This is a genomic window from Pantoea sp. UBA4549 (genome assembly GCF_002387285.1).
Lineage (GTDB): Bacteria > Pseudomonadota > Gammaproteobacteria > Enterobacterales > Enterobacteriaceae > Pantoea > Pantoea borealis.
The window spans coordinates 278,378-293,056 of the sequence record NZ_DGLH01000009.1 but is presented as its reverse complement, the minus strand read 5'-3'; the positions used below and the strand labels follow the sequence as shown (position 1 = coordinate 293,056).

19 protein-coding genes are annotated in these 14,679 nt (G+C 56.1%); 12 read left to right on the top strand and 7 right to left on the bottom strand.

The window, feature by feature from the left end:
- Nucleotides 1-6: 6 nt before the first annotated feature.
- From trpCF to B3041_RS08105, 4 genes are all read left to right on the top strand, one after another.
- Complete coding sequence (trpCF, locus tag B3041_RS08120; protein ID WP_292972411.1) at nt 7-1,368, top strand: bifunctional indole-3-glycerol-phosphate synthase TrpC/phosphoribosylanthranilate isomerase TrpF; 1,362 nt, start codon at nt 7-9, stop codon at nt 1,366-1,368.
- Nucleotides 1,369-1,411: 43 nt separating this feature from the next.
- On the top strand, nt 1,412-2,605 hold the full coding sequence (gene trpB / locus B3041_RS08115; RefSeq protein ID WP_065649256.1) for a tryptophan synthase subunit beta: 1,194 nt from the start codon (nt 1,412-1,414) through the stop codon (nt 2,603-2,605).
- A complete protein-coding gene (gene trpA, locus B3041_RS08110) occupies nt 2,605-3,408 on the top strand; it encodes a tryptophan synthase subunit alpha (protein ID WP_065650465.1) in 804 nt (267 codons plus the stop codon). Before trpB ends, trpA begins: the two co-directional genes overlap by 1 nt.
- Before the next feature lie 192 nt (nt 3,409-3,600).
- Complete coding sequence (locus B3041_RS08105; protein ID WP_065649255.1) at nt 3,601-3,915, top strand: BON domain-containing protein; 315 nt, start codon at nt 3,601-3,603, stop codon at nt 3,913-3,915.
- A 38-nt stretch (nt 3,916-3,953) separates the two neighbouring features.
- On the opposite strand, the gene ompW is transcribed toward B3041_RS08105, so the two are convergent.
- Complete coding sequence (ompW, locus tag B3041_RS08100) at nt 3,954-4,586, bottom strand: outer membrane protein OmpW (protein WP_065649254.1); 633 nt, start codon at nt 4,584-4,586, stop codon at nt 3,954-3,956.
- A gap of 232 nt (nt 4,587-4,818) precedes the next feature.
- Here ompW and B3041_RS08095 point away from each other — a divergent pair, with 232 nt between their 5' ends.
- The 4 genes from B3041_RS08095 to yciA are packed head-to-tail and all read left to right on the top strand — an operon-like array spanning nt 4,819 to nt 7,068.
- Nucleotides 4,819-5,214, top strand: a complete 396-nt coding sequence (locus tag B3041_RS08095) for a YkgJ family cysteine cluster protein (protein ID WP_292971258.1) — start codon at nt 4,819-4,821, stop codon at nt 5,212-5,214.
- Between the two features lie 49 nt (nt 5,215-5,263).
- Nucleotides 5,264-5,998, top strand: coding sequence for a YciC family protein (locus tag B3041_RS08090; protein WP_292971255.1), 735 nt, complete (start codon nt 5,264-5,266; stop codon nt 5,996-5,998).
- A 59-nt stretch (nt 5,999-6,057) separates the two neighbouring features.
- Nucleotides 6,058-6,597: a septation protein A gene (locus tag B3041_RS08085; protein WP_039384629.1), complete on the top strand. Its 540-nt coding sequence runs from the start codon at nt 6,058-6,060 to the stop codon at nt 6,595-6,597.
- 54 nt (nt 6,598-6,651) lie between these two features.
- Nucleotides 6,652-7,068 (top strand): acyl-CoA thioester hydrolase YciA, encoded by a 417-nt coding sequence (gene yciA / locus B3041_RS08080; protein WP_065649192.1) that lies wholly within the window; start codon nt 6,652-6,654, stop codon nt 7,066-7,068.
- 45 nt (nt 7,069-7,113) lie between these two features.
- On the opposite strand, the gene B3041_RS08075 is transcribed toward yciA, so the two are convergent.
- A complete protein-coding gene (locus tag B3041_RS08075; RefSeq protein ID WP_292971249.1) occupies nt 7,114-7,851 on the bottom strand; it encodes an energy transducer TonB in 738 nt (245 codons plus the stop codon).
- A gap of 205 nt (nt 7,852-8,056) precedes the next feature.
- Here B3041_RS08075 and B3041_RS08070 point away from each other — a divergent pair, with 205 nt between their 5' ends.
- A complete protein-coding gene (locus B3041_RS08070) occupies nt 8,057-8,353 on the top strand; it encodes a YciI family protein (RefSeq protein WP_039384635.1) in 297 nt (98 codons plus the stop codon).
- A gap of 3 nt (nt 8,354-8,356) precedes the next feature.
- The gene (locus B3041_RS08065) at nt 8,357-8,527 is read left to right on the top strand and encodes a hypothetical protein (protein ID WP_167350663.1); all 171 of its coding nucleotides are present in this window, start codon (nt 8,357-8,359) and stop codon (nt 8,525-8,527) included.
- A gap of 20 nt (nt 8,528-8,547) precedes the next feature.
- Here the strand turns inward: B3041_RS08065 and B3041_RS08060 are convergent, their stop codons facing one another.
- Nucleotides 8,548-8,721, bottom strand: a complete 174-nt coding sequence (locus B3041_RS08060) for a YciY family protein (protein ID WP_139074186.1) — start codon at nt 8,719-8,721, stop codon at nt 8,548-8,550.
- 163 nt (nt 8,722-8,884) lie between these two features.
- Here B3041_RS08060 and cls point away from each other — a divergent pair, with 163 nt between their 5' ends.
- Both cls and B3041_RS08050 read left to right on the top strand, forming a co-directional pair.
- Complete coding sequence (gene cls / locus B3041_RS08055; protein ID WP_039384637.1) at nt 8,885-10,345, top strand: cardiolipin synthase; 1,461 nt, start codon at nt 8,885-8,887, stop codon at nt 10,343-10,345.
- Nucleotides 10,346-10,380: 35 nt separating this feature from the next.
- On the top strand, nt 10,381-10,710 hold the full coding sequence (locus tag B3041_RS08050; RefSeq protein WP_206099896.1) for an HI1450 family dsDNA-mimic protein: 330 nt from the start codon (nt 10,381-10,383) through the stop codon (nt 10,708-10,710).
- 63 nt (nt 10,711-10,773) lie between these two features.
- Here the strand turns inward: B3041_RS08050 and oppF are convergent, their stop codons facing one another.
- The 4 genes from oppF to oppB are packed head-to-tail and all read right to left on the bottom strand — an operon-like array spanning nt 10,774 to nt 14,647.
- Entirely contained in the window at nt 10,774-11,778 is a 1,005-nt protein-coding gene (oppF, locus tag B3041_RS08045; protein ID WP_065649190.1) for a murein tripeptide/oligopeptide ABC transporter ATP binding protein OppF, read from the bottom strand.
- On the bottom strand, nt 11,775-12,791 hold the full coding sequence (locus B3041_RS08040) for an ABC transporter ATP-binding protein (RefSeq protein WP_065649189.1): 1,017 nt from the start codon (nt 12,789-12,791) through the stop codon (nt 11,775-11,777). Before B3041_RS08040 ends, oppF begins: the two co-directional genes overlap by 4 nt.
- A gap of 11 nt (nt 12,792-12,802) precedes the next feature.
- Complete coding sequence (gene oppC, locus B3041_RS08035; protein ID WP_292971236.1) at nt 12,803-13,711, bottom strand: oligopeptide ABC transporter permease OppC; 909 nt, start codon at nt 13,709-13,711, stop codon at nt 12,803-12,805.
- A gap of 15 nt (nt 13,712-13,726) precedes the next feature.
- Nucleotides 13,727-14,647: an oligopeptide ABC transporter permease OppB gene (oppB, locus tag B3041_RS08030; RefSeq protein WP_065649187.1), complete on the bottom strand. Its 921-nt coding sequence runs from the start codon at nt 14,645-14,647 to the stop codon at nt 13,727-13,729.
- Nucleotides 14,648-14,679 lie beyond the last annotated feature (32 nt).

Here is a 14,679-nt window from a genome sequence, read left to right as displayed (position 1 = left end):
ATGAGTATTAAAGGCACCGTATTAGAAAAAATTGTGCAGGATAAGGCGCTCTGGATAGCAGAACGCCAGCAGCAGCAGCCGCTGGAGACATTCCACCCGGCACTGCAGCCGGCAACGCGCTCTTTTTATGATGCCCTGCGTGGCACCCGCACCGTTTTTATCCTGGAGTGCAAAAAAGCGTCGCCGTCAAAAGGGGTGATCCGGGCGGATTTCGATCCTGCCGCTATCGCCGCCGTCTATCGTCACCACGCCTCTGCCATTTCAGTTCTGACGGATGAAAAATATTTTCAGGGTGACTTTGCCTTTCTGCCCATTGTCAGCGCGGCGGTTACTCAGCCAGTGCTGTGCAAAGATTTTATCATCGACCCCTATCAGATCTATCTGGCCCGTCACTACCAGGCGGACGCTATCCTGCTGATGCTCTCCGTGCTGGATGATGAGCAGTACCGGCAGCTCGCCGCGGTGGCTCACAGCCTCAGTATGGGCATTCTGACTGAAGTCAGTAATGAAGCGGAGCTGGAGCGGGCCATTGCCCTCGACGCACAGGTGGTAGGGATTAACAACCGCGACCTGCGCGATCTCTCTATCGATCTCAACCGTACCCGCGAGCTGGCACCGCGCCTCAGTCACGGTGTTACCGTCATCAGCGAATCCGGTATTCATAATTATGCACAGGTGCGTGAGCTGAGCCGCTTTGCTAACGGTTTTCTTATCGGCTCGGCGCTGATGGAAGAGGCTGACCTGCCAGCTGCGGTACGCCGCGTGCTGCTGGGTGATAATAAAGTGTGCGGCCTGACGCAGCCGGAAGCGGCCCGTGCGGCCAGTGAAGCGGGTGCGCTGTATGGCGGGTTGATTTTTGCTGAAGGCTCACCGCGCAAAATCGACAGCGCCCAGGCACACCGCGTGATGGCCGCTGCGCCGTTGCGCTATGTGGGCGTATTTCGTAATGCGCCTGCTGGTGACGTTGTCACGCTGGCGGTGGAACTGAATCTGGCAGCCGTACAGCTGCATGGCGATGAAAATCGCGACTACGTTGCCAGACTGCGTCAGGCACTGCCGCCACAGACGCAAATCTGGAAAGCGCTGAGCGTTAAAGAGCGCCTGCCCGCGCGCGACTGGCCACACGTAGATCGCTACGTATTTGACAATGGTCAGGGCGGCAGCGGGCAGCAGTTTGACTGGTCGCTGCTGCAGGGGGAGTCGCTGGACAATGTACTGCTGGCAGGCGGTCTCGCCGCCGATAACTGCGTGACGGCTGCGCAGCTTGGCTGTGCCGGTCTTGATTTCAACTCCGGCGTGGAATCCGCTCCTGGCATTAAAGATGCCGGCAAAATCGCCGCGGTATTTACCACATTACGCGCTTACTAATGTTGCCGGCCCGCCCTGGCGGGCCGTTGAGGAAAGATCAATTATGTCGACGTTATTGAATCCCTATTTTGGTGAATTTGGCGGCCAGTACGTTCCGCAAATCCTGATGCCGGCCCTGCGCCAGCTGGAAGCTGCTTTTGTTGAGGCGCAGCGCGATCCTGAATTTCAGCAGGAGTTTACCGATCTGCTGAAAAATTACGCCGGTCGTCCGACGGCGCTGACCCTGTGCCGCAATCTGACTCAGGGAACAAAGACCCGCCTCTACCTGAAGCGCGAAGATCTGCTGCATGGCGGCGCGCACAAAACTAATCAGGTACTCGGTCAGGCGCTGCTGGCAAAGCGAATGGGAAAAAATGAGATCATTGCGGAAACCGGCGCCGGCCAGCATGGTGTCGCCTCCGCGCTCGCCTGCGCACTGCTCGGCATGAAGTGCCGCATCTATATGGGCGCGAAAGACGTTGAGCGTCAGTCACCCAACGTTTTCCGTATGCGACTGATGGGCGCGGAAGTGATCCCGGTCCATAGCGGCTCAGCTACGCTGAAAGACGCCTGTAATGAGGCGCTGCGCGACTGGTCAGGCAGCTATGAAACCGCACACTATATGCTGGGAACCGCCGCCGGTCCGCACCCCTTCCCGACCATCGTGCGCGAATTCCAGCGTATGATCGGCGAAGAGACCAAAGCGCAGATCCTCGAAGCGGAAGGCCGTCTGCCCGATGCCGTGCTGGCGTGCGTAGGCGGTGGTTCCAACGCGATCGGCATGTTTGCCGATTTCATTGAAGAGAGCAGCGTGGGCCTGATTGGCATTGAGCCCGCTGGTCACGGCATCGAAAGCGGTGAGCACGGCGCGCCGCTGAAGCATGGCCGCGTGGGCATCTACTTCGGTATGAAGGCGCCGATGATGCAGACCGAAGAGGGCCAGATTGAAGAGTCTTATTCAATTTCGGCCGGCCTCGATTTTCCGTCCGTGGGTCCGCAGCATGCACATCTCAACAGCATCGGGCGCGCTGAGTATGTCTCTATTACGGATGACGAGGCGCTCGATGCATTCAAAGCGCTGTGCCGGGCAGAAGGTATTATTCCGGCACTGGAATCGTCTCACGCGCTGGCGCATGCGCTGAAAATGATGCGTGAAAATCCGGAAAAAGAGCAGCTGCTGGTCGTCAACCTTTCCGGTCGCGGTGATAAAGATATTTTCACGGTTCATGACCTGCTTAAAGCGAAGGGAGAGATATGATGGAGCGTTATAATCAGCTGTTTTCACGCCTGTCAGCGCGTCAGGAAGGCGCCTTTGTGCCTTTTGTTACGCTGGGCGATCCTACGCCTGAGCTGTCACTGCAGATTATCGATACGCTGGTTGAAGGTGGCGCTGATGCGCTTGAGCTGGGGATCCCCTTTTCCGATCCGCTGGCAGATGGCCCGACCATTCAGAGCGCCACGCTGCGGGCGTTTGCAGCCGGCACAACGGTTGCGCAGTGCTTTGAGATGCTGCAGGTGGTGCGGCAAAAATACCCCGATCTGCCCATTGGTTTGCTGATGTACGCTAACCTGGTATTCAGCCGCGGCATTGATACATTTTATGCGCAGTGTGCCGCCGCGGGCGTCGACTCGGTGCTGGTCGCTGATGTGCCGATTGAAGAGTCTGCCCCCTTCCGCCAGGCTGCACTGCGTCACAACATCGCGCCGATTTTTATCTGCCCGCCTAATGCCAGCGATGACCTGCTGCGTGAACTGGCTCAGCATGGCCGCGGTTACACGTACCTGCTGTCGCGCGCGGGGGTAACCGGTGCTGAAAATCGCGCCAGTCAGCCGCTGCATCACCTGATTGATAAACTGCGTGAGTTTCAGGCGCCGCCTGCGCTGCAGGGATTCGGCATCTCTGAGCCGGACCAGGTGCGTGAAGCCATTGCAGCAGGCGCAGCGGGGGCAATCTCCGGTTCCGCTATTGTACGTATTATTGAGAAAAATCAGCGCGATCCGGCAACGCTGCTGCGTGAGCTGAAAGCCTTTGTCAGCGGGCTGAAAGCGGCTACCCGCTAAACGTTCTGGCTCCGTCTTCCTGACGGAGCCGCATCCTTTACTCTTTTTCTTCCCCCCTCGTTCTTTTACGCAGAGCGCCGGCTTTTTTCACTTTTTCTCTGCCGGCGGGTTGCCGATTATCCAGGGCCGACCCACACTTACATGCGCCGTTGCGTTACGGTGTGAATCCATCTATGACAGGGAGATAACCAAATGAAATTGTTCAAGGTCGTTGCGGGAATTTTTATGGCTGCATTTGTGGCACTGACACTGAGCGCCTGTGCGCCAACGCCAACTAAAGAAGGCACCGGTGGCTATATCGATGACACCGTCGTTACCACTAAAGTTAAAGCACAGCTGCTGAATGATGAAGCGCTGAAATCCACTGAAATCAACGTTGAGACATTTAAAGGTAAGGTTCAGCTGAGCGGGTTTGTCAGCTCACCACAGATGGCTAACCGTGCCGTATCCGTTACGCGCGGCGTGGCAGGCGTGAAGTCTGTTGTTAACAACATGCAGATCAAGTAATACCGAAAGGGCGGCCCGCAGGTCGCCCTTTTCCTGCTTCAGAAGCGATAGCCCGCCCCAAAGAAAAAGACAAACGGATCGATACGCGTATTAATGTTCTGCTGTACGCCCTGATGTCTGAATTTCACTTCCGTATCAATGTCCATATACCACAGCGACGCATTCAGCATCCAGTCACGGTTAATCTGATAATCCAGCCCCACCTGGCCGGCAATGCCCCAGGAGTCTTTCACGCTCAGATCGCTGAGCTGAGCATCTCTGGCGGTCTGATTCAGCTTTGCATCAAAGAAAGTGGTGTAGTTGATACCGACACCGGCATAAGGGCGCACCGCGCTGTTGCTGTCGAGGAAGTAGTATTGCGCCATCAGCGTCGGCGGCAACTGACGTACCGTGGCCAGGTTACCGGTCGGACCGAGGCCCACTTTATGGCGAAACGGCGTGGCCGCCAGCAGCTCAATCCCGATATGGTCTGTCGCCATCCAGGTCAGTGTCAGCCCCAGCTGCGTATCATTATCAACGCTGAACTCACCCATGTTCAGCACATTATCAGATCCCTCAGTCGGACGGACCGTTGCCGTACCGGCGCGCATAAAAAAGTCACCCGCCTGATGAGCAAGCGCCAGCTGTGGCACAGCCATTGCCAGGAACAGCGCGCATGTTGCCAGTTTCATCATCACTCCTTTGCCTGAATTAAATTTTTTCGCGGCACAGATGTAACGGTTTTCAGCGCAGATTTCATTAACTGGCTGGCAGAATAAATGCTTAGTTAACAATGAATTGATACAGATCAAATTTGCCGGCGCGAAAAAAGATAAAAAACAGGTTGCTGAAGTTTCGCGACGTGATTACTTTGTTGATCCCGAGTGATTTTGGTTCGATGCCTCAGGAGTGGCGGGCGATCAGATGAGCGATATAACCAACCCTTGTATGACCTGTGGCGCCTGCTGCGCCTATTTCCGTGTTTCCTTTTACTGGGCTGAAGCCGATGATGCCGGCGGCGTAGTGCCAGTCGATCTCACTGAGCCACTGAGCCTGCTGATGCGCAATATGCGCGGCACAAACGATCGCACGCCGCGCTGCGTTGCGCTGCAGGGCGAGCCTGGCAGCTGCGTCTCCTGCGGTATCTATGAGCAGCGCCCCTCTCCCTGCCGTGAATTTGCGATGTCAGGAGAGGATGGTGTAGTGAATGAGGCCTGCGACCGTGCCCGCGCCCGTCATGGATTACCAGCCCTGTTTCACCCTTCTTTACCTGACATGACAGAAAGTTATGGTATTCCGGGTGCCAGCCTGCCCGCTTAGCATGTACAATCGCCGGGTTAATTAACCCGGTTTTTTTCAAGGAGTGTACATGTCTATCACGGCAAGCTCGTTATACCGTGACACAGGAAATTTTCTGCGCCATCAGCTGGTCACTATAGTGCTGATGGCGCTGCTGACCTCATTCATTACCGTGATTATCGGGCATGCATTGACGCCTGATGAGGAGCAGCTGTCGCTGCTGAGTCAGAGTGACAGCAGCGCTTCCTCCCTGTTTGAACTGGTACAGAATATGTCGCCCGATCAGCAGCGTATACTGCTGCGCGCCTCGGCAGCGGGTACGCTGGCGGCCCTGATTGGTAACACACTGCTGCTCGGCGGAATGCTCTGCCTGATCCCGCTGGTCTCCGGTGGTCAGCGCGTCAGTGCCCTGCGTGCTATCGGCACCGCTGCACCGCTGCTGCCTAAACTGCTGTTGCAGACCTTTCTGATCACGCTGCTGGTGCAGCTTGGCTTTATGGTGCTGATGGTTCCTGGCATCATGCTCGCTATTTTACTGTCGCTGGCGCCGGTGATGCTGGTCAGTGAAAAAATGGGCGTGATGGGTGCCATGCGCACCAGCATGCGTCTGGCGTGGCAAAATCTCCGCCTGATTGCACCCGCTATTCTGCTGTGGCTGCTGGCAAAAATTGTTCTGATGTTCTTTTTCTCTTCGCTGACGGTTCTGCCCGCCAATATTGCCTCCGTGGTGCTTAACGCGCTGGGTAATCTGGTCTCTGCCGTTTTGATTATTTATTTGTATCGGCTCTATATGCTGTTACGTTAAGGGTTACGGCGCTTCGCTGAGCGCCATAACTGTAGGCTACTGTCCGGACTGGAAACGCTATGAAGCAGTTACTCGACTTTCTCCCCCTGGTCGTTTTCTTTGTTTTTTACAAACTCTACGACATCTACGTTGCATCGGGCGCGCTGGTAGTGGCTACCGGCCTGGCGCTGGTAGTGAGCTGGGTGCTCTATCGCAAGCTGGAAAAGATGACCCTGTTTACCTTTGTGCTGGTGGCCGTGTTCGGTACCCTGACACTGGTGTTTCATAATGATGAGTTCATCAAGTGGAAGGTCACCGTGATCTATTCGCTGTTCGCGCTCGCGCTGCTTTACAGCCAGTGGTTTATGCAGCAGCCCCTGATCCAGACCATGCTGGGCAAAGAGCTGCAGCTGCCCGCTACGGTCTGGCGCCGGCTCAATATTGCCTGGGCGCTGTTCTTTCTGCTGTGCGGCCTTGCCAACATCTACGTTGCGTTCTGGTTACCACAGCCAGTATGGGTTAATTTTAAAGTGTTTGGCCTGACAGGACTGACGCTGCTGTTTACCCTGCTGAGCGGGCTCTATATCTGGCGGCAGATGCCTCAGCAGGAATCAAAATAGTCTTTCCATTGCCCGGTCAGCCGGGCTTTTTTTCACCTGCAGAAGAACTGAGCAATGAACGATAAACATAAGCAGCCACTCGGCGAGATGGTTTTGCGTACGCTGGCTATGCCAGCTGACACCAATGCTAATGGTGATATTTTTGGCGGCTGGTTAATGTCACAGATGGACATGGGCGGTGCGATTCTGGCAAAAGAGATCGCTGAAGGTCGCGTCGTCACGGTTCGTGTCGACGGCATGAGTTTTCTTAAGCCGGTCGCGGTAGGCGATGTGGTCAGCTGCCATGCGCACTGCCTGCGCACCGGCAACAGTTCTATGACCATCAACGTTGAGGTCTGGATCAAAAAGGTTTCATCAGAACCGATAGGCCAGACTTACTGCGCCACCGAAGCAGTGTTTGTTTACGTGGCGGTCGACAGCAGCGGCAAGTCGCGTCCGCTGCCTGCAGATCGCGCCAACCGCAGTCACTGAGCCATAAATACCAGAGCGGCTTTCCCGGCCGCTCTGGTGTCCGTACTACTCGATCTTCGCGCCGCCGTTAATACGAAAGACAATATTCATGGTAATGCCCTGACCTGGCTGGCCTGGCTGATAACGCCACTTTTTAACCTGATCTTTCACGCTGCGCTCGAACATATTGCGCGGCTGTGCCGAAAGAATGGTGACGTTGCCGACCCGGCCGTCACTGTCGACATCAAATTTTACCCGTACGTTGCCCTCAATACGCAGCGCGGCCGCCCGCGCCGGATAAGCAGGTTTGCTGATGCTGAGCGCTTTAGGTCCGGTAGCGTTAACCGGCGCCGTGGCCGTGGCCGCTTTTGGTGCAGTGGCGGGCCGGGGCTGAGTCGCTGCGCGCTCCTGCTTAAACGGATCGGCCCGGTCGGGAGCCGGCTTACGGGGTGCCGGATCCGGTTTTTTCTCTGTCTTCGGTTTTGGTTTTGGTTTCGGCCTGGGTTTTGGCTTTGGCTCCGGTTTTGCAATCGGCACCGGTTCCGCTTTTGGCGGCTCGGGCACGGCCTGCGGTTCGGGTTCTGGCTCCGGCTGGGGTGCCGGCGCTACCACAGCAGGCGCAGGTTCCGGCTGCACCTCAGGTGCGACCATGGTGATGGCGATGGGCTGAGGCGCGGCAGGCAATTCACGTGACTGATGCAACGAGGCATAGAGGATGCCGGCAATAACGGACCCGTGCAGCACCACGGAGAGGATCAGTGAAACAGGCGTACGGGCCGGAAAAGGCGTAGTCAATGTCGTCATAGCAGCTGTGGTCATTGAGTGAGAAGATGAGTTTAAATGCAAATAGCAATCAGTTTCAATAAGCAGCGTAAAAGTGCCCTGTTTCCCTGTTTTTTTTAACCCCGCTTGCGCTGGCGCCGATTGCCCTGAGGTTTCGTTTGCACTCTGCCGGGGGATGCCTTAACGTGTCTCGCAATTTCGGCCAGTCTAACGGGAGTATCCCAACGTGCTTTACCTCATCTACGCGGAAGATACCGCAGATTCACTGGAAAAACGCAATAGCGTGCGCCCTGCGCACCTTGCTCGTCTGCAGCTGCTGCAGGATGAGGGACGACTGATTGTTGCAGGGCCGCTACCGGTGGTCGACAGCAATGATCCAGGCCCCGCCGGCTTTAGCGGCTCGGCCATTGTCGCGGAGTTTGATTCGCTGGAGGCGGCGCAATCCTGGGCTCAGGACGATCCGTATATCGCCGCCGGCGTTTACGAGAAAGTCACCGTTAAGCCATTTAAGCGGGTGTTTTAATCAGTGATGTTGTCACTGCTGCTGCTGCTGGTTGCGCTGCTGCTTACCGGCCGTGCGCTCTGGATCTGGCGCCAGCAGGGCTGGCTTCAGGCGCGCCAGCAGATTGTCATGCTGATAGTACTGGCAGCAGCAGCCCAGCTCGTTAACATCACGTTAGTGCTGCGCGGCCATTAATATACGTAGCCGCGTCAGCTTTACAGATTCTGTGTAATAAACAGAATTGAACGACGCTGCTGCTGCGCGACCTGGTGACGAATAGCATGAATGCGCTTATAGCGACGCGACTGCCCCTCCAGCCAGCGTGCACGGCGGCGATGCACCTGACGCAACATTCTCCAGCGGGCCACTTCATTTCTGCTTCGTCTCATGACACTCTCTCAGTCCGGCATATTTCGGCACGCATTATAGTGATCTGCACAGAAATGCCAATTCGAAACCTTTATCGATAACCCCCGCAACAGATTAAGGTTTCGCTGCAGCGCATCAACACGTAAACTTTGCCTATAAATGCGCGAACAGGATGTCCACTCAATGACCACCTTTTATACCCTGATCAGTTGGTTACTGCTGTTTGGCTACTGGCTGCTGATTGCGGGTGTAACGCTGCGTATTCTGATGAAACGTCGCGCAGTGACCTCAGCAATGGCCTGGCTGCTTATCATCTATATCCTGCCGCTGGTCGGTATTATCGCCTATCTCTCGTTTGGCGAGCTGCATCTTGGCAAGCGCCGGGCTGAGCGCGCCCGTACCATGTGGCCCTCCACGGCTAAATGGCTCACCGACCTGAGACAGTGCCGGCATATCTTTGCCACAGAACACAGCGACGTTGCACGTTCGCTGTTTGACCTCTGCCGTCATCGTCAGGGGATCGCGGGCGTCAAAGGCAATCAGCTGCAGCTGCTGACCAGCAGCGATGAAGTGATGCAGGCGCTGATCCGTGATATTCAGCTGGCGCGGCATAATATCGAAATGGTGTTCTACATCTGGCAGCCGGGCGGCCTGGCTGACGATGTGGCGGAGTCGCTGATGGCGGCCTCTCGCCGGGGTGTACACTGCCGTCTGATGCTCGATTCAGCCGGCAGCGTTGCTTTTTTCCGCAGTCCGTGGGCAAATATGATGCGCAACGCCGGGATCGATGTCGTTGAGGCGCTGCAGGTCAGCCTGCTGCGTGTCTTTCTGCGGCGTATGGATCTGCGTCAGCATCGCAAAGTCGTGCTCATCGACAATTACATTGCTTATACCGGCAGCATGAACCTTGTCGATCCGCGATTCTTTAAACAGGATGCCGGTGTCGGGCAGTGGATCGACCTGATGGCGCGTATGGAAGGCCCGGTTGCTACCACAATGGGGATCGTTTACGCCTGCGACTGGGAAATTGAGACCGGCAAGCGTATTCTGCCACCGGCCCCGGACGGTAATATCATGCCGTTTGAGCAGGAGAGCGGCCACACTATTCAGGTTATCGCTTCCGGACCGGGTTTTCCCGAAGATATGATCCACCAGGCGCTGCTGACCGCGGTCTATTCCGCGCGTGAGCAGCTGATCATGACCACGCCCTATTTTGTTCCCAGCGACGATCTGCTGCACGCTATCTGCACGGCTGCGCTGCGTGGCGTTGAGGTCAGCATTATCGTGCCGCGTCACAACGATTCGCTGCTGGTTGGCTGGGCCAGCCGCGCGTTCTTTACGGAACTGCTTGAAGCAGGCGTCAAAATCTATCAGTTTGAAGATGGCCTGCTGCATACCAAAAGCGTGCTGGTTGATGGACAGCTCAGCCTGGTGGGCACGGTGAACCTGGATATGCGCAGCCTCTGGCTCAACTTTGAGATCACCCTGGTGGTGGATGATGACGGCTTTGGCAGCGATCTCGCTACCGTGCAGGATGACTATATTGCGCGATCGCGCCTGCTGGATAATGCGCGCTGGGCGAAACGTGCCTGGTGGCAGCGCATCGTTGAACGACTGTTTTACTTCTTTAGTCCATTACTGTAAAACGAGCGGAAAGATTACCGCCGCAGGATAAGCACATGACCATGGATTTAGACAACCGCCTGACCGATGATGAAACGCTGGAGCAGGCCTACGATATTTTTCTTGAGCTGGCAGGCGATAACCTCGATCCGGCTGATATTATTCTGTTTAACCTGCAGTTTGAAGAGCGTGGCGGCGCAGAGCTGTTTGATCCCTCTGAAGACTGGCAGGAACACGTTGATTTTGATTTAAACCCCGACTTTTTCTCTGAAGTTGTGATTGGTCTGGGTGAAGCTGACGGCGAGCCTGTCACGGATGTATTTGCACGCGTGCTGCTGTGCCGTGAGAAAGATCATAAGCTCTGCCATATTCTCTGGCGCGAATAAGTCAGACATAAAAACGCCGGGCTTTTGCCCGGCGTTTTGCTGTTTACCGCCTGCTCACGGGTGTCAAAGCGGATCCACTTTCAGGCAGGATACCGCATGGCGGAAACTGCCCTCCAGCAGCGGTCGGGTTTTGGCACATTCCGGTCCGGCAATCGGACAGCGGGTACGAAACACGCAGCCTGAAGGCGGATTGATCGGCGAAGGCAACTCCCCGTCCAGTAGCTGGATCTGCTTATTTTTCTCCAGATCCGGATCGGGAATCGGTACCGCTGACATCAGCGCCCGGGTATAGGGATGCTGCGGATTGTTGTACACCGCATCATAGGTGCCCAGCTCAACGGCGTGGCCCAGATACATCACCAGCACGCGATCGGAGATATGTTTCACCACCGCCAGATCGTGCGCAATGAAGATCAGCGACAGCCCCATCTCGCGCTGCAGTTTCTGCAGCAGATTCACCACCTGCGCCTGGATAGAGACATCCAGCGCCGAGACCGGCTCATCACAGATAATCAGCTTCGGCTCCAGGATCAGTGCGCGCGCGATGCCGATACGCTGACACTGGCCACCTGAAAACTCATGCGGATAGCGGTTGATAAGATTCGGCAGCAGGCCGACTTTCATCATCATCGCTTTGACTTTATCTTTGACTTCCTGACGCGGCATCTTTGGATAATAGGTGCGCAGCGGTTCAGCAATGATATCGCCGATAGTCATACGCGGGTTCAGTGACGCCAGCGGGTCCTGGAAAATCATCTGAATATCACTGCGCGCCTGACGCCACTCTTCCGCACTCTGCCCCAGCAGATCGCGTCCCAGCCAGGCGACGCGCCCTTCGGTGGCTTTTACCAGCCCGATAATAGCGCGCGCCAGCGTCGATTTACCGCAGCCTGACTCGCCTACTACGCCCAGCGTTTCGCCCTCATACAGCCGCAGGCTGACGCCATCTACCGCTTTCAGCGTTTTAGGCGGCTGCCAGAACCACTGTTTGCCATCTTTAATTTCAAAATGCACTTTGAGATCGGCTATCTCCAGCAGCACTTTTTTCTCTTCCGCAACGGTGCTCATACCAGCTCCTCCACCGGTTTGAAGCAGGCACGCAGGCGTCCGTCGGCAAAAGGCTCCAGCGGCGGTGGCGCGGCGCATACCTCCATTGCCCAGGCGCAGCGTGGCTGGAACGGACAGCCCTGCGGCAACCGCAGCAGGTTAGGCGGATTACCGGGAATGGTCGTCAGTGACTCGCCCTCTGCATCAAGCCGCGGTACCGCATTCAGCAGGCCGATAGAGTATGGATGTGCCGGCTGATAAAACACATCGCGGGCGCGGCCATACTCCATGGTCCGTCCGGCATACATCACCAGCACTTTGTCGCAGATCCCGGCCACCACGCCAAGATCGTGCGTGATCATAATGATAGCGGTGTTGAATTCGCGCTTCAGTTCATTAAGCAGCGTCATGATCTGCGCCTGGACCGTCACATCCAGCGCGGTGGTGGGCTCATCGGCAATCAGCAGCTTCGGACGACACATCAGCGCCATGGCGATCATCACACGCTGGCGCATACCGCCTGAAAATTCGTGCGGATACATCTTCATGCGCTTTCGTGCTTCCGGCATCTTCACCGCATCAAGCATACGTACCGACTCTTCAAACGCCTGCGCCTTGTTCATGCCCTTATGCAGCTGGAGAACTTCCATCAGCTGCTCCCCTACCCGCATATAGGGATTCAGAGAGGTCATGGGGTCCTGAAAGATCATGGCAATCTGCTCCGCGCGCAGCTTATTCAGCTTGCCCTCGGGCAGATTCAGGATCTCCTGTCCGTTAAACCGTGCCGATCCGCCAATGCGGCCATTCTTTGCCAGCAGCCCCATCAGGGCAAACGCCGTCTGCGATTTGCCGGAGCCTGACTCGCCTACAATGCCAAGGGTTTCCCCGGCACGCAGAGAGAAGTTGAGATCGTTTACGGCGGTAACGTCGCCGTCATGCGTTGTGAAGGTTACGCGCAGATCCTGCACATTCAGCAGCAGTTCCGGGCTTCCCGCCGGCACAGCACGCGCTGGCGTTGTGGTTTCAAAACTCATCGGGAAACTCCTTAGCGATCTTTCGGATCGAGGGCATCACGCAGGCCATCGCCGATAAAATTAAAACAGAACAGCGTGACGACCAGAAAGCCGGCCGGGAACATCAGCAGCCACGGAGAGACTTCCATAGAGTTTGCTCCGTCACTCAGCAGCGCGCCCCAGCTACTGAGCGGCTCCTGCGTACCCAGTCCCAGGAAACTCAGGAAGGATTCAAACAGAATCATGCTGGGTACCAGCAGTGAGGCATAGACCACCACCACGCCCAGCACGTTGGGTACAATGTGGCGCAGCACAATACTGGCCGTGGAGACGCCCCCTACCTGAGCCGCCTCGATAAACTCTTTACGTTTTAGCCCCAGCGTCTGACCCCGCACAATACGCGCCATGTCGAGCCAGGAGACCATACCGATAGCCACGAAAATCAGCAGAATATTGCGGCCGAAAAAGGTCACCAGCAGGATCACAAAAAACATAAACGGAAAGGAGTTGAGGATTTCCAGAATACGCATCATCACTGAGTCGATCCTGCCGCCGAGATAGCCCGCCAGAGAGCCATAGAGCGTGCCCACCAGCACCGCTATCAGTGCGGACGCGATACCCACCATCAGCGAAATACGACCGCCAATCGCCACCCGCACCAGCAGATCGCGTCCGGAGGAGTCGGTACCAAACCAGTGACCTGAGACACTATCCGGCGGCGACGACATCATTGCCCAGTCGGTATCATCATAGTTAAACTGCGCCAGCATCGGTGCAAACACTACAAACAGGGCAATCAGCAACAATACCAGCAGGCTGATCAGCGCCGCGCGGTTGTGAATAAAGCGTCGGCGTGCATCCTGCCACAGACTGCGCCCCTCCACCTCCAGCTTTTCACTGAAGGCATCCACCACGTCACTGTTTTTTTTGCTTAACATCATGAGCGTGCTCCACCCTTAATAGCGAATCTTTGGATCAATAACGGCGTAGAGCACATCAACGATCGCATTGAACAGAATAGTCAGCACGCCAACCAGAATCGTCAGGCTCATCACCAGTGAGTAGTCGCGGTTTAGCGCTCCGTTAACAAACAGCTGACCGATACCGGGCAGGCCGTAAATAGACTCAATTACCATTGAACCGGTGATGATGCCGACAAAGGCTGGCCCCATATAGGAGAGCACCGGCAATAGCGCAGGCTTCAGCGCATGACGCAGTACGATACGGCGCAGCGGCAACCCTTTTGCCCGCGCCGTACGGATGAAGTTTGAGTGCATGACTTCAATCATTGAACCGCGCGTGATACGGGCGATACTGGCGATATAAGCCAGCGAAAGCGCCACCATCGGCAGCAGCATGTAATTCCACTGCCCGCCGTTCCAGCCACCGCCCGGTAGCCAGCGCAGCGTAATGGCAAAGATCAGAACCAGCAGCGGCGCCACGACAAAGCTCGGGATAACAATGCCGGTCATCGCCACCCCCATGACGGCATAGTCCCACAAACTGTTCTGCTTTAGCGCCGCGATCACGCCGGCGGTTACCCCCAGAATCACTGCAAGGAAAAAGGCTGCCAGCCCCAGCTTCGCGGAGACCGGAAAGGCATGCCCTACCAGATAGTTAACTGAATAGTCTTTATATTTGAATGAGGGCCCGAAATCGCCGTGCGCCAGCTGGACCAGATAGCTGAGGTACTGTTTGCCGATGGGATCGTTGAGGTGATATTTGGCTTCAATGTTAGCCATCACCTCAGGTGACAGCGTGCGCTCACCGGTAAACGGACTACCCGGTGCTAAACGCATCATAAAGAACGAAATGGTGATCAGAATAAAGAGCGTCGGAATCGCTTCCAGAAGCCGACGCAGAATAAATTTTAACATTGCCATACCTGCCAGGCTGTTGCTTCACAAAG

Excerpts from the sequence above, each read along its gene's own strand:
- B3041_RS08095 (WP_292971258.1), top strand. The coding sequence starts at position 4,819 with ATGAGCGATATAACCAACCCTTGTATGACCTGTGGCGCCTGCTGCGCC.
- trpB (WP_065649256.1), top strand. The coding sequence starts at position 1,412 with ATGTCGACGTTATTGAATCCCTATTTTGGTGAATTTGGCGGCCAGTAC.
- ompW (WP_065649254.1), bottom strand. The coding sequence starts at position 4,586 with ATGAAACTGGCAACATGCGCGCTGTTCCTGGCAATGGCTGTGCCACAG.
- B3041_RS08040 (WP_065649189.1), bottom strand. The coding sequence starts at position 12,791 with ATGAGTTTTGAAACCACAACGCCAGCGCGTGCTGTGCCGGCGGGAAGC.
- trpA (WP_065650465.1), top strand. The coding sequence starts at position 2,605 with ATGGAGCGTTATAATCAGCTGTTTTCACGCCTGTCAGCGCGTCAGGAA.
- oppC (WP_292971236.1), bottom strand. The coding sequence starts at position 13,711 with ATGATGTTAAGCAAAAAAAACAGTGACGTGGTGGATGCCTTCAGTGAA.
- oppB (WP_065649187.1), bottom strand. The coding sequence starts at position 14,647 with ATGTTAAAATTTATTCTGCGTCGGCTTCTGGAAGCGATTCCGACGCTC.
- B3041_RS08075 (WP_292971249.1), bottom strand. The coding sequence starts at position 7,851 with ATGACGACATTGACTACGCCTTTTCCGGCCCGTACGCCTGTTTCACTG.
- B3041_RS08105 (WP_065649255.1), top strand. The coding sequence starts at position 3,601 with ATGAAATTGTTCAAGGTCGTTGCGGGAATTTTTATGGCTGCATTTGTG.
- B3041_RS08050 (WP_206099896.1), top strand. The coding sequence starts at position 10,381 with ATGACCATGGATTTAGACAACCGCCTGACCGATGATGAAACGCTGGAG.
- B3041_RS08060 (WP_139074186.1), bottom strand. The coding sequence starts at position 8,721 with ATGAGACGAAGCAGAAATGAAGTGGCCCGCTGGAGAATGTTGCGTCAG.
- oppF (WP_065649190.1), bottom strand. The coding sequence starts at position 11,778 with ATGAGCACCGTTGCGGAAGAGAAAAAAGTGCTGCTGGAGATAGCCGAT.
- cls (WP_039384637.1), top strand. The coding sequence starts at position 8,885 with ATGACCACCTTTTATACCCTGATCAGTTGGTTACTGCTGTTTGGCTAC.
- B3041_RS08090 (WP_292971255.1), top strand. The coding sequence starts at position 5,264 with ATGTCTATCACGGCAAGCTCGTTATACCGTGACACAGGAAATTTTCTG.
- B3041_RS08085 (WP_039384629.1), top strand. The coding sequence starts at position 6,058 with ATGAAGCAGTTACTCGACTTTCTCCCCCTGGTCGTTTTCTTTGTTTTT.
- yciA (WP_065649192.1), top strand. The coding sequence starts at position 6,652 with ATGAACGATAAACATAAGCAGCCACTCGGCGAGATGGTTTTGCGTACG.